At 72.3% G+C, this 12,612-nt stretch carries 12 protein-coding genes; 9 read left to right on the top strand and 3 right to left on the bottom strand.

Annotated elements, in window-relative coordinates; translation table 11 throughout:
• Positions 1 to 15 precede the first annotated feature (15 nt).
• The 6 genes from JOL79_RS35290 (at position 16) to JOL79_RS00925 (ending at position 4,681) form a co-directional block, all read left to right on the top strand.
• On the top strand, positions 16 to 1,119 hold the full coding sequence (locus JOL79_RS35290; RefSeq protein WP_307848219.1) for a M24 family metallopeptidase: 1,104 nt from the start codon (positions 16 to 18) through the stop codon (positions 1,117 to 1,119).
• Positions 1,120 to 1,142: 23 nt separating this feature from the next.
• Positions 1,143 to 1,703 (top strand): elongation factor P, encoded by a 561-nt coding sequence (efp, locus tag JOL79_RS00945; RefSeq protein WP_210153669.1) that lies wholly within the window; start codon positions 1,143 to 1,145, stop codon positions 1,701 to 1,703.
• 1 nt (position 1,704) lies between these two features.
• Positions 1,705 to 2,115: a transcription antitermination factor NusB gene (gene nusB, locus JOL79_RS00940; protein ID WP_210153668.1), complete on the top strand. Its 411-nt coding sequence runs from the start codon at positions 1,705 to 1,707 to the stop codon at positions 2,113 to 2,115.
• Positions 2,116 to 2,133: 18 nt separating this feature from the next.
• Positions 2,134 to 2,853, top strand: coding sequence for a class I SAM-dependent methyltransferase (locus tag JOL79_RS00935; RefSeq protein ID WP_210153667.1), 720 nt, complete (start codon positions 2,134 to 2,136; stop codon positions 2,851 to 2,853).
• A 61-nt stretch (positions 2,854 to 2,914) separates the two neighbouring features.
• Entirely contained in the window at positions 2,915 to 4,153 is a 1,239-nt protein-coding gene (locus JOL79_RS00930; RefSeq protein WP_210153666.1) for a DNA polymerase IV, read from the top strand.
• A gap of 147 nt (positions 4,154 to 4,300) precedes the next feature.
• Positions 4,301 to 4,681 (top strand): SCO2097 family morphological protein, encoded by a 381-nt coding sequence (locus JOL79_RS00925; protein WP_210153665.1) that lies wholly within the window; start codon positions 4,301 to 4,303, stop codon positions 4,679 to 4,681.
• A 64-nt stretch (positions 4,682 to 4,745) separates the two neighbouring features.
• On the opposite strand, the gene JOL79_RS00920 is transcribed toward JOL79_RS00925, so the two are convergent.
• From JOL79_RS00920 to JOL79_RS00910, 3 genes are all read right to left on the bottom strand, one after another.
• Positions 4,746 to 7,253: a transglutaminase TgpA family protein gene (locus tag JOL79_RS00920; protein ID WP_210153664.1), complete on the bottom strand. Its 2,508-nt coding sequence runs from the start codon at positions 7,251 to 7,253 to the stop codon at positions 4,746 to 4,748.
• A gap of 97 nt (positions 7,254 to 7,350) precedes the next feature.
• Complete coding sequence (locus JOL79_RS00915; protein WP_210153663.1) at positions 7,351 to 8,577, bottom strand: DUF58 domain-containing protein; 1,227 nt, start codon at positions 8,575 to 8,577, stop codon at positions 7,351 to 7,353.
• A gap of 10 nt (positions 8,578 to 8,587) precedes the next feature.
• Entirely contained in the window at positions 8,588 to 9,568 is a 981-nt protein-coding gene (locus JOL79_RS00910; protein WP_307848218.1) for an AAA family ATPase, read from the bottom strand.
• A 470-nt stretch (positions 9,569 to 10,038) separates the two neighbouring features.
• On the opposite strand from JOL79_RS00910, the gene mraZ reads away from it, so the two are divergent.
• From mraZ to ftsL, 3 genes are all read left to right on the top strand, one after another.
• Positions 10,039 to 10,470, top strand: coding sequence for a division/cell wall cluster transcriptional repressor MraZ (mraZ, locus tag JOL79_RS00905; RefSeq protein WP_210154150.1), 432 nt, complete (start codon positions 10,039 to 10,041; stop codon positions 10,468 to 10,470).
• Positions 10,471 to 10,697: 227 nt separating this feature from the next.
• Positions 10,698 to 11,681, top strand: a complete 984-nt coding sequence (rsmH, locus tag JOL79_RS00900; RefSeq protein WP_307848285.1) for a 16S rRNA (cytosine(1402)-N(4))-methyltransferase RsmH — start codon at positions 10,698 to 10,700, stop codon at positions 11,679 to 11,681.
• A 305-nt stretch (positions 11,682 to 11,986) separates the two neighbouring features.
• Complete coding sequence (gene ftsL, locus JOL79_RS00895) at positions 11,987 to 12,364, top strand: cell division protein FtsL (RefSeq protein ID WP_210153660.1); 378 nt, start codon at positions 11,987 to 11,989, stop codon at positions 12,362 to 12,364.
• Positions 12,365 to 12,612: the final 248 nt, after the last annotated feature.

Genomic DNA, 12,612 nt, shown 5'->3' with positions numbered 1-12,612 from the left:
CGTAGAGTCCCGTCCGTGAACCACGCTCCCCGCCGCGCGAGGCTCGCCGCGGCACTCTCCGAGCACGGCGTCACGGCCGTGCTCGTCACCTGGCCCGTGAACGTGCGCTACCTCAGCGGCCTGGCCAGCTCGAACGCCGCGGTGCTGGTCACCGGCGCGGGCGAGGCCCTGCTGGCCACCGACGCCCGGTACGTCGAGACGGCCAGGCGGGTGTGCGAGGGCGTCGAGGTGATCGAGGATCGCGACGTGGCCGGGGCGCTGCTGCGGCGCGCCCGGGAGTCGGGCGGGCCGGGCCGGATCGCTGTCGAGGCCACCCACATGTCCGTCGGCGCGTTCCACGCCCTTTCGGGACAACACGCGGGAGAGTACGCGGGGGAACACGGGGGCGGGCACGTTCTCGTCCCGGTCGCCGACCTGGTCGAGACGGTCAGGGCCGTCAAGGACGAAGGGGAGATCGAGGCGCTGCGCCGGGCCTGCGCGATCACCGACGAGGCGTTCTCCCGGGTCGTCGAGCGGATCGCGCCCGGCATGACCGAGAGTGAGCTCGCCCGGCGGCTGGAGGCCGCCATGGTGGAGCTGGGCGCGGACAAACCGGCCTTCGACACGATCGTGGCCGCCGGGCCGAACGGTTCCATCCCGCACCACAGCCCGTCGGGCCGCCCGATCGAGCCGGGAGACCTCGTCACCATGGACTTCGGCGCCCTCCACGACGGCTACCACGCCGACATGACGCGTACCGTCGCCGTCGGCCGCCCCGCCGCCTGGCAGCGCGACCTCTACGACCTGGTCCGGGAGGCCCAGCGGGCGGGCCGCCACGCCGTACGACCGGGCGCGACGGCCGGGGAGGTCGACGCCGCGGCCCGCGATCTGATCGCCGCGGCCGGCCACGGAGAGCACTTCGGGCACGGCCTGGGGCACGGCGTGGGCCTGGAGATCCACGAGCTGCCGTTCCTCGGCCCCAACAGGACCGGTAGACTAGAGGATCGAGTTCCGATCACCGTCGAGCCCGGGGTTTACCTTCCGGGCATGGGCGGTGTGCGCATCGAGGACACGCTGGTGACGCGTGACGAAGGGCCGGAGCTCCTTACCCTTTCGACGAAGGAGCTGCTCGTCTTGTAGGGCGGCTGACACGGGAGACTCACGTGGCGACGACGAACGACCTGAAGAACGGACTGGTGCTGAAGCTCGACGGCGGTGAGCTGTGGGCCGTCGTGGAGTTCCAGCACGTCAAGCCCGGCAAGGGCGGCGCGTTCGTCCGCACCAAGCTGAAGAACATCCTGTCGGGGAAGGTCGTCGACAAGACCTTCAACGCCGGTGTGAAGGTCGACGTGGCGAACGTCGACAAGCGCGACATGCAGTACTCCTACCTCGACGGCGACGACTTCGTGTTCATGGACACGGAGACGTACGACATGGTCAACATCCCGCGGTCGACCGTGGGCGAGGCCGCCAACTACATGCTGGAGAACACGGTCGCGACCGTGGCGTTCAACGAGGGCAGCCCGCTCTACGTGGACCTGCCGGCCGCCGTCGAGCTGACGATCGCGCAGACCGACCCTGGGCTGCAGGGCGACCGGTCCACCGGCGGCACCAAGCCCGCCACCCTGGAGACCGGCGCTGAGATCAAGGTGCCGCTCTTCATCACGACCGGCGAGAAGGTCAAGGTCGACACCCGCAGCGGCGAGTACCTCGGTCGGGCCTGACGTGTCTGCCCGGGGGAAGGCCCGCCGCCGCGCCCTGGACATCCTCTTCGAGGCCGAGGCCAGGAGACTCAGTCCGCTGGACGTCCTGGCCGAGCGGGTGGAGCGCGCCGACCCGCCTGTCAACGAGTACACCTCCTTCCTGGTCGAGGGCGCCGTCCGGCACATCGACCGGATCGACGAGCTGATCTCGACGTACTCGGAGGGATGGACGCTCGAACGGATGCCGGCCGTGGACCGCAACGTCCTGCGGGGCGGCACCTACGAGATGCTCTGGTCCGACGAGGTGCCCGAGGGCGTCGTCATCAGCGAGTGGGTCCATCTCGCGGCCGAGCTGTCGACCGACGAGTCGCCGCAGTTCGTGAACGGCCTGCTCGCCCGGTTCAAGCAGCTCAAGCCCTCCCTGTCGCTGTGACGCCGAAGGAGGCCTGAGGTGGGTGACGCCACGCGGCAGGCCGTGGTCTGGGCGGCGTTGCGCGCGGCCCTGGCCGGGCGGTCCGCCGTCACCGGACGCGTGTCGCTCGACATCGTCGACGCGGGCGGCGGCACGGGCGGGTTCGCCGTGCCGCTCGCCAAGCTGGGTCACGCCGTGACGGTCGTCGACCCGACGCCCGACTCGCTGGCCGCGCTCGAACGCCGCGCCGCCGAGACCGGCGTGGGTGTCAAGGGGCTGCAGGGCGACGCGGCCGACCTGGCCCGCCTGCTCCCGCCCGGCAGCGCCGACCTGGTCCTGTGCCACAGCGTGCTTGAGTACGTGGAGGACCCGGCGGGCGCGCTCGGCGCCGTCGCCGGCATTCTCCGTCCCGGCGGGGCGGTGAGCGTGCTCGCGGCCAACTCGGTCGCCGTGGCCGTGCACCGTTCGCTGGCCGGCCGGTTCGACGAGGCGGGCCGGGTGTTGAGTGACCCGGCCGGGCGCTGGGGCGACCGCGACCCCACGCCCCGCAGGTTCTCGCGGGAGACGCTGACGGCGCTGCTGTCCCGGGAGGGCTTCACTCCCGGCGAGGTGCACGGCGTGCGCATCTTCGCCGGCCTCGTCCCCGGCATGCTCGCCGAGAGCGACCCGGAGGGGCTGGCCGCGCTGGAGCAGGCGGCGGCCGCGCATCCGGTCCTTCGGGACATCGCCACCCAGATCCACGTCATCGCTCACCGCTGACCAGGCCGGAGCCTGCGAATAGAACCTGCGAATAGAAACCGTGTTCGGGTAGGGTGGCGATGTGTCGCGGAACCAGCTGCTGCCCCGGGACCCGTCGCCTCGCGGGCCCGCGGACGACAGCGGCTGCCCGATCCTCCACGTCGACATGGACGCCTTCTACGCGAGCGTGGAGCTGATCGACCGGCCCGGGCTGCGCGGCACCCCGGTGATCGTCGGCGCCACCGGCGCCCGCGGCGTCGTCCTGAGCGCCACCTACGAGGCCAGGAGGTTCGGCGTCCACTCGGCCATGCCGATGACCCGGGCCCGGCGCCTCTGCCCTCAGGCGACCGTCATCCCGCCCCGCCACGACGCCTACGCCGAGGTGTCGAGGGGCGTCATGGAGATCTTCAAGTCGATCACGCCGGAGGTCGAGCCGATCGCGTCCGACGAGGCGTTCCTCGACGTCGGCGGGGCGCGGCGGCGGCTCGGCAGCCCGGTGGCGATCGCGCGGTCCATCCGCGACCAGGTGGCCGACCGATTCGGCATCACCTGCTCGGTGGGGGTGGCGAGCAGCAAGTTCGTCGCCAAGCTGGCCTCCCGCGAGTGCAAGCCCGACGGGTTGCTGGTCGTCCCGGCCGACCGGGTCGTGGAGTTTCTCCACCCGCTGCCGGTCGCCGCCCTGTGGGGAGTGGGCGAGCGGACCGAGCAGGCGCTCGTCCGGCTCGGCATCCGCACCGTGGGTGATCTCGCCCACGTACCGGTGGCGACGCTCCAGCGGGAGTTCGGCGCGGTGGGCGCCCACCTGGCCGCCCTGGCGTGGGGCCGCGACGAGCGCCGCGTGGTCCCGCACACCCCCGACAAGAGCATCGGCAACGAGGAGACGTTCCCCCACGACGTCGACGACCCCGAGACGATCACACGTGAGCTGCTCCGGCTGTCCGAGCGGGTCGCCGCCCGGCTCAGGGCCGCCGGCCATGTCGGCCGGACCGTCAGCGTGAAGCTGCGCCGCTCCGACTTCACCACGATCACCCGGTCGAGGACGCTGCGCGAGGCGACCGACGTCGCGAAGGAGATTTACGACACATCTCGCGAGCTGTTCGAGGCGGCCGGTCTCGACCGGGTGCGCCTCCGGTTGGTCGGCGTCCGCGTGGAAAATCTCAGCCCGGCGGCCACCGCCACCCGGCAACTCGGTCTCGGCGATCGGGAAACGGGCTGGCGGGAGGCCGAGCAGGCCATGGACCGGGCGGTCCGGAGGTTCGGCCCGGACGCTGTGGTACCGGGCTCGCTCGTTCGGCGTCCGTTTGGTCCAATGGATCCATGACGTCACCTCCGGTTTGGACCGCGTTGGACGTTTTCTTTCGCCTACGTCTACAGCCTCGTATTCTGGGGATAACCGACCGCGAGGTTCGGACATCCCGTGTCGTCCGTTGCCGTCTTCCCCTCAATGGGGCCGTCCTTGGGAGGCGCCGTGCCGCTCTCTGAGCACGAGCAGCGCTTGCTCGACCAGATCGAGCAGGCCCTCTACGCCGAGGACCCGAAGTGGGCCAATACCGTCCGGATCAGCAACCCGCGCAGCCACTACAAACGCCGTCTGGTGAAGGCCTCCATCGGCTTCGCCCTCGGCGTGATCCTGCTGATGGTGGGCGTCATCACGAACCCGGTCCTCGGTGTCGCCGGATTCGTGGTCATGCTGGTCACCTGCCTGTGGGGCCTGTCGAGCTGGAAGAGAATGAACGGATTCGGCGAGTCGTCCGCGCGACCCGCCGCCGCCCGGGGCCGCCGCCCGCAGCGTCAGACGTTCATGGAGCGGATGGAGGAGCGCTGGCGCCGTAGGCACGACGAGCGCTGACCGCGCGGCCGCCCCCTCCGGCGGCCAGCGGCTCAGCGGCGCGGGCCGGACGACACCCGCATCCTCACCTCCGAGCACCTTCCGTCCGTCCGGCGGGCCCCTCCACGGTGGATGTGTTCCCCGCGTTGTTCACAGTGGATCCGGTCAGAGCAGATCCGTTGCGAGCAGATCCATCCAGCGCAGATCCATCCAGCGCAGATCGATTCAGGGCGGGCCCGCCGGCGGCGGACCGGCGGGCCGGCCACAGGCGAAGACCCTCCAGCCGGTCGAAGAGATCGAGCCCCCGTTCCCCCGCGGCCCCGATCCGCAGCAGCGTCGACATCGGGGCGATCACCGCGCCGATCCGGCGTGCCCGCGACACGCCTGCCGCGAGCCCGCGCCTGACCCCGGCGAGATCGGCCGGGACCGGGCCGTCGGCCGCCGGCGACGCGGCGTACCTGAGCCGCTCCTCCGCCGTGACGATCCGCGTCAGCGAGGCCGCCGTCCGCGCGTCGAGCTCGTAACGCTCCGTGAGGCGCCGCCCCAGCGCCCGGGGGCTCTCCTCTGGGCGGCGAGCCATCCCGAAGTCGGTGAGCGTGTCGCACAGTTCCCGCCACGCCGCCTCCGTGCCGGAGGAGCCCCGGCTCACCAGGCGGCGCCGCCGCACCCTGGTCAGCAGCCGCGCCACGCCGGGCACCAGGGCCAGCAGTAGAACGGCGGCCGCCCCGATGCCCACCTTGGCGGCGACCGTCAGCCCGGGGTCGGCGACGACGGGCACCGCGCCGAGATCACGGTCGAACGCGCGGGAGTCACGCCTGGCCGACCGGGCCGCGTCGGCCGAATCGTCCGACGTGGACGTGGCCTCCGGCGTCGGGCCCGCGGTGGGGGAGGCCGTCCGCACGACGGGCAGGGAGTAGGCCGGCGCCTGGGCCGTGCCCTGGCCCGCCGCGCCGGAGGGGGTCGGCTCGAACCGCAGCCACCCCACCCCCTCGAAGTACAGCTCGGGCCAGGCGTGGGCGTCGTGGGTGCGCACCGTCCAGACATCGCCGATCTTGGTGCCGCCGGTGTAGCCGATGGCCACCCGGGCCGGGATCCCGAGCATCCGGGCCATCGCGGCCATCGCGCTGGCGAACTGCTCGCAGTAACCGCTGCGGGTCTGGAGCACGAAACGCGCCAGCGCCCGGGCGCCGGACCCCGACGCGTCCAGGCTGTAGGTGAAGCCGCCCGTCTTGGTGAACCACTCCTGCAGCTTCACCGCCTTCTCGTACGGTGAGGAGGCTCCTTCGGCGACCCGCCGCGCGAGGGCCTCGACCCGGGGGTCGAGCGCGTCGGGCAGATCGAGGAAGCGCCGCTCGCCGTCCGGCCGGGGCGGCGACGCGGTGAGCTGCTCCGGCGTGAGCCGCGGTTCCTTCGTGACGACCCGGTATTCGAGCCCGGCCGCCTCGTCCTGGGTGGAGAAGACCACCAGGGTCGACTGGTCCGCCCGCCAGTCGCCGTCCACCTGGATGCGCTCGGGCGGATACGGCAACGGCAGGAAGCGGAGCGGCCCGACGTCGTCGCTGATGCTGATCGTGGTCTGGGCCCAGCCGGCCGGGGCCGAGACGGACAGGCCCGGCGGCGGTGGCAGCGGCCCCTCGGACACGCGGTCCTGAGGACGGCCGCGCAGGCCGCTCGACGTCCACTTCACCCCGTCGAAGACGTCCAGCGAGTAGATCCGCAGGTAGCGGGGCTGATCGTCGCTCGAGGAGTAGGTGAGCACCGTGGCGTTGCTCTGCTGGCTCAGCTCCCCGCTCAGCTTGGCGATGGCGTCCGGGATGCCGATGTTGCGGCTACCGCCGCCCAGGCCGTTGCCGACGCCGAACTGGAAGAGAGGTGCGGGCGACAGCGCGGGCAGCAGGGCGGGCACCAGGATGGCCAGGGCGATCGCGCCCACCCCTATGCGCTTGCCCGACAGGGCGAGCCGCCCGGTGTCGGGCCTCGGCGCCGTTTTCCCCGTGCTCCTGGACCGCCGCACCACGACGGCGCTGCCCCAGCGGCTCAGCCGCTCACGGCCGTCGGCCACCAGCAGCCCGGTGTAACCGGACGCCGCGAGCACGAACGCGATCCAGCCGATCGCCTCGGTCAGCACGGCCGCCGGCACGGTGAACAGCGCCAGCAGCGGGAGACCGGCGAGCGCGGCGCGCCGCAGCCGTACCGCGCACAGGTCGGCGAGCAGGGCGATCAGCCCGACGCCGATCACCGTCAGGAGCACGATCCCGTCGTGCGTGGGAACGGGCGCGGCGTACCGCTGGATGTCGTCGAAACCGCTGCCGATCAGGGCGGCCAGCCGGGCGACGGAGCCCGGCGTGGGGATGAACCACAGCCACGCGTCCGACGCGGCGAAGGCGGCCGTCACGTAGGCCAGCAGCGCGAACGGCATGACGACGGTCGCCACCCAGGCCGGCGCGGCCAGGCGAGTCGCCGCCGTCCCCACCAGGGTGGTCACCAGGATCGCGCCCATGCTCGCCCACAACCAGGCGCCCCCGTCGAAGAGGGGGTAGAGCGTCGTCGTGACCGCCGCGGTGGCGAGCCCCGCGGCAACCGGCAGTCTCATCGCATTCCTCGTTCCCTCACGCCGCGCCTCGTCGGCGTCTCGTCGGCGTCTCGGCGTCCGGCCCGCGCGGCCGGGGGACGCCCCGGGCGCGGGCCGCTCATGCCGCCGTCCTCCGGTACGCGGCCTCCGGCCACACGCTCGCCAGCGAGACGCCGGGGGAGAGCGAGAGCACCCGCCAGCCGCTCCCGGTCAGGGCCGTCCGAGCAGCCTCGGCCGAGTCGTCGGGGAAACCGTCCCAGCCGGCCACGTCGAGCAGCACGGCGACGCCGTTCACGCCCGTCCGCCTCAGCTGGGCCAGCGCCTGCGCGTCCGCCGCGTCAAGCGCCCCGAGGACCGCGATGACCAGCCCCTCGCCACCGCCCTGACGCAGGGCCGCGACGCCGTGATCCAGCGACCGGGCCCCGCTCTGCCGTACGACGGCGAGGGTGTCGAGCAGTGACCAGGTCTGCCCGTCGTCGGACAGGTGCCGCGGGCCCTGGTCGGTGACCAGGCGGAGCCCCAGCCCCTCGTGGGCCAGGTGGACGCCGATGGATGCCGCCGCGGACACCGCGACCTCGAACGACGAGCGCGGGCCCGTGCCGCGATGGGCGTGCGCGCGGGTGTCCAGCAGGAGCGCCCCCCGGCTCTGCCACTGCTGCTCCTCGCGGCGCACCATCAGCTCGCCGTGCCTGGCGGTGGACCGCCAGTGCACCCGGCGCAGGTCGTCTCCCTGCCGGTACTCGCGCGGCGCCACGTCGTCGTCGCCCGCCGCGGCCACCGACCGCGTACGGCTCTCGCCGCCGCCCGCCCACTCCCCGGACAGCCGTACCGGAGGCAGCGGCACCACCTCGGGGACGACCACGAGAGTGTCGGTGATCGTGAACGACCTGGTCAGTTCGACCAGGCCGAAGGGGTCGGCGATCCGCACCGAGAGCGGCCCGATGGGGAAGCGGCCGCGCAGCTCCGAGCGCACCGTGTAGTCGATCTCCCGGACGCCGCGCGCCTCGACCGAGTCGAGGACGAACCGGGGCCGCGCGCCCAGCGTGTACCGCATGGTGTCCTCGACCAGCAGCAGCCCGGTGGGCAGGCGGGTGATGTTCTCCAGCCGGAGTGTCACCGTGCTCTCGTCGCCGACCTCCACCCTCGCCGGGTCGAGCCGCCGGGCGCAGCTCAGCCGGTAGCGCGTCCTGGCGACGACGACCGACGCGATGACCGGCAGGGCGATGATCAGCACCGCCACCCGCAGCAGGTCGCTCTCGCCGAGGAGAACGGCGCACAGCAGCGCGGCCACCCCGGACGCGACGAACGAGCGGCCCCGGGCGGTCAGCGCCTTGAACCCCGTCATGGGTCCTCCGTCACCTGGCTTCCGGGACCGGGACGCGGCCCACCAGCTCGGTGACGACCTGTTCCGGATGGCGCCGCTGTCCCTGCGCCTCAAGGCTGGGCAGCAGCCGGTGCGCGAGGACGGGGAGGGCCATCTCCTGCAGGTCGTCGGGGATCACGTAGTCGCGGCCGGACAGCGCGGCGTGGGCGCGGGCGCTCCGCACGAGGTGCAGGGTCGCCCGGGGGGACGCGCCGAGCCGCAGGTCGGGATTGTGCCGGGTGGCCGCGACCAGGTCGACGGCGTAGCGCTTCACCGGCTGCGACACGTAGACGGTCCGGACGGCCTGGATGAGGGCGCGCACCTCGGCGGTGGTCGCCACGGGCTCCAGCTTGAGCAGCGGCTGGGAGGCGCCGTGCACGTCGAGCATCTCCAGCTCGGCGGCGGGCTCGGGGTAGCCCATGGCGATCCGCGCGGTGAAACGGTCGCGCTGCGCCTCGGGGAGGGGATAGGTGCCCTCCATCTCGATCGGGTTCTGGGTGGCGATGACCATGAACGGCGTGTCGAGCGGGTAGGTGAGGCCGTCCACCGTCACCTGGTGCTCCTCCATGCACTCCAGCAGCGCCGACTGGGTCTTCGGGGAGGCCCGGTTGATCTCATCGCCGACCACGATGTTCGCGAAGATCGGCCCGGGCTTGAACTCGAACTCCCTGGTCTGCTGGTTGTACGCACTCACCCCGGTCACGTCGCTGGGCAGCAGGTCGGGAGTGAACTGGACGCGCTTGACCGGGCAGTCGATCGAGCGGGCGAGCGCCTTGGCCAGCATGGTCTTGCCCACGCCCGGCACGTCCTCGATGAGAAGGTGTCCCTCGGCGAGGAGGACGGTGAGGGTCAGCCGGACGACCTCGCCCTTGCCCTCGATCACAGATTCGATCGCGGCGCGGATCCGGTGTGCCGTGTCGACCAGATCTTCGAGACGGGGTTCCGTATCGGTGACGTCGGGGGTTGCTGCCACCAGGCCTCCATGAGGGTGCGCCCCCGAGAATGGGGCGTTATACGGTGTTATTTCCATTCGGTGTGACGACCCTATGTCTCCTTGGGTTCTCCGGGCGAGTTTGGCCAGTAAACAGACGAGCTGCCCACAGTGTTGTGCGATGTGTTCTCCGTCACGTCGCCCGTTCGTGGGAATCCCGTGACAAACGCACGGTCCACTTTCCTCCACCGCGCTCCGCGCGGTCCCGCAAATGGCTTACCGGATCCCATTGCCGTTGTCCCCTTGGGTGCCGACACGCCCGTGCCCCCGGGGGCGCCCCCCGGCGCCCCCCACTCCGCACCACCCCAATTCACCTGCGGAAACGCGCGGAAAATGCGATGCCGACACGGTCAGAATCGGTTGACGGTGGAGAGAAGTGGAGTATGGTGGTGCGCAGTGGAGGGCAGGGGCTACAGAGCTGAGCGCTCCGCAAGGCACGGGAGGTGGGTCAGCTGTTCCTCGGCACCCACCATCCACGCCTGGACGACAAAGGACGGCTGTTCCTGCCGGCGAAGTATCGCGAGGAGCTGGCGGAGGGTCTGGTGATCACCAAAGGCCAGGAGCGCTGCCTCTACGTCTTCCCCGTAGAGGAGTTCCAGCGCATCACCGAAGCCCTGCGCACCGCCCCGGTCACGGCCAAGGCGGTCCGCGATTACAGTCGCGTCCTGTTCGCCGGCGCCTCCGACGAGTCGCCGGACAAACAGGGGCGTATCACGATTCCCCAGAGCCTCAGACGCTACGCGGGCCTGGAACGTGACTGCGTCGTCATCGGCGCCAACAGCCGCCTTGAGATATGGGACGCGCAGTCCTGGGACGCCTACCTGGCGGATCAGGAGCAGGCGTTCTCCGACCTGTCGGAGGAGGTGCTGCCCGGGATCCTGTAGACCGTTCATCCATTCTGATTCGAATGACCCGTCGGTGACGTTCGGCGAGGTCTCCACCCGCTCCCATGTGGCAGCTGATGCACCTTCCCCGGTGTCAGACGCCACGGCCAGGCGACGCGGATGGGGACCTGGCCGGGCGGGTCGGCCCCCCGAGGGGCCGGCATTGGGTGGGGACCCGTTAGATAGTCACCGTCGGCAGCCGCGCATCCGCGAGCACAGAAGCGGCGATATGGGGGTTGGAAGCGTTGTCGCATGATCCCGCGCAGTCGGGCGGTCACGTCCCGGTCATGCTCGGCCGTGTGCTGGAGCTGCTCGCTCCGGCGCTGACGGGGCCGAGCCCGGTCGTGGTCGACGCCAACCTCGGTCTCGGCGGGCACGCCGAGGCTCTCCTCGCGGCTCACCCCACCCTGCATCTCGTCGGAATCGACCGTGACCCCACCGCCATCGAGCGGTCCACCCGCCGTCTCGCGCCGTACGCGGACAGGGTGACCCTCGTGCGGGCGGTCTCCGACGAGCTCGCCGACGTTCTCGACCGGGCCGGCCACCCCACGATCGACGCCGCCCTGTTCGACCTCGGCGTTTCCTCTCCCCAGCTCGACGAGGCCGAACGCGGCTTCGCGTACTCCTACGACGCCCCCCTCGACATGCGGATGGACCGCGACCAGGAGCTCACCGCCGAACACGTGGTGAACACCTACTCGGTCGCGGAGATCGCCCGCGTCCTGCGCGACTACGGCGAGGAGCGATTCGCTGCGCGGATCGCGAGCTTCATCGCCCGTGAGCGCGCCACGGACCCCATCACCACGACCAAACGGCTCGCCGAGCTCGTGCGGGCGGCAATCCCCGCCGCCACCAGACGCACCGGCGGCAACCCGGCCAAGAGAACGTTCCAGGCCCTGCGCATCGAGGTGAACGGCGAGCTGACCGCGCTGGAGCGCGCGCTGCCCGCGGCCCTCGACGCGCTCGCCGTCGGCGGCCGCGTGGTCGTGCTCGCCTATCACTCACTGGAGGACCGGCTCACCAAGCAGGTCCTCGTCGCGCGGACCAGGGACACGAGCCCCCCCGGGCTCCCCGTCCCTCTGGAGGCCCACCAGCCCCGGTTCCGCCTACTGACGAGGGGAGCAGAGCTCCCGGACGACGAGGAGGTGGCCCGCAACCCGCGAGCCGCCTCGGCCCGGTTGCGGGCAGCAGAGAGGATCCGCAAGGGATGAGGACAGAACAGGAGAGCAGGAGGACGGCCACCCGCGGGGGCGCGGGCACGGCCGGCGTCCCGCGTACGCCGGTCTCGGCGCGCTCCGCCTCGGCCCAATCAACTACGGCCCAATCAATTACGGCCAAACCGGCTACGGCCAAACCGGCCGCGGCACGGCAGGCGACGGCCCAGTCGGCCCCGGCGCGGTCGGCTACAGCCCAATCGGCCCCGGCGCAGCCTGCTCCGGCCCGTCCGGCCCCGGCGCGGCCGAGGAGACCCGCCCGGCCGGTCGTCCCGCCCGGCTCCGGTGCTGGTGCCGGCCCGGTGGCCGCCACGGCGGCGCGGGTGGCGGCGGCCCGGCGGCCCCTGCGTTCGTTCCACCGGCCGGCGCGCGCTCCGTTCGTGCTGGTCGTCGTGGGCCTGATGTGCGGTGGTCTGGTCACGCTGCTGCTGCTCAACACCGTCCTGGCCAAGGACTCCTTCAAGCTGAGCGACCTCCGGTCGAGCATCGACGAGCTGCACCAGCAGGCTGCCGCTCAGGAGAATCAGCTGCGGGTGTGGAACCAGCCCGGCGCGCTCGACGAGGCGGCCAGGCAGTACCAGCTCAGGGCGGACACCTCGGCGCCCGAGTTCGTCACGACCGGTCCCACCGGCGGCGAGAGCGGCCAGGGCGGCGAGGGCGGCGAGGGCACGGTCCGGTGAGGGACGGCGGCCGGAACCCAGGTCCCGGCCGCGGCGGTCCCGTCGGTCGAGGCGGCCAGGGTCCGGGCGGCGGCAAGCGGAGCCCGGGATCGCCGGGCAGGTCCGCCCGGCAGGACGGGCCGCCGCGGCCTGGGCGGCCCGACCGCCCCCTCCCGCCCGATCGTCCTGTCCCGCCGGGCCGCGACGAGGCCGGGCGCGGACGCGACACCCCGCCGTTCCCGTCCGCGGGCAGGCCGCGACCGGCGGGC

Source organism: Microbispora oryzae (assembly GCF_017896165.1).
Classification (GTDB): domain Bacteria; phylum Actinomycetota; class Actinomycetes; order Streptosporangiales; family Streptosporangiaceae; genus Microbispora; species Microbispora oryzae.
The sequence above is the reverse complement of the archived record's forward strand: the minus strand, read 5'-3'. Positions and strand labels throughout refer to the sequence as shown.

Bases quoted from the DNA above. Each gene is read 5' to 3' on its own strand.
- JOL79_RS00915 (WP_210153663.1), bottom strand. From the start codon at position 8,577: ATGACGGGGTTCAAGGCGCTGACCGCCCGGGGCCGCTCGTTCGTCGCG.
- JOL79_RS00920 (WP_210153664.1), bottom strand. From the start codon at position 7,253: ATGAGACTGCCGGTTGCCGCGGGGCTCGCCACCGCGGCGGTCACGACG.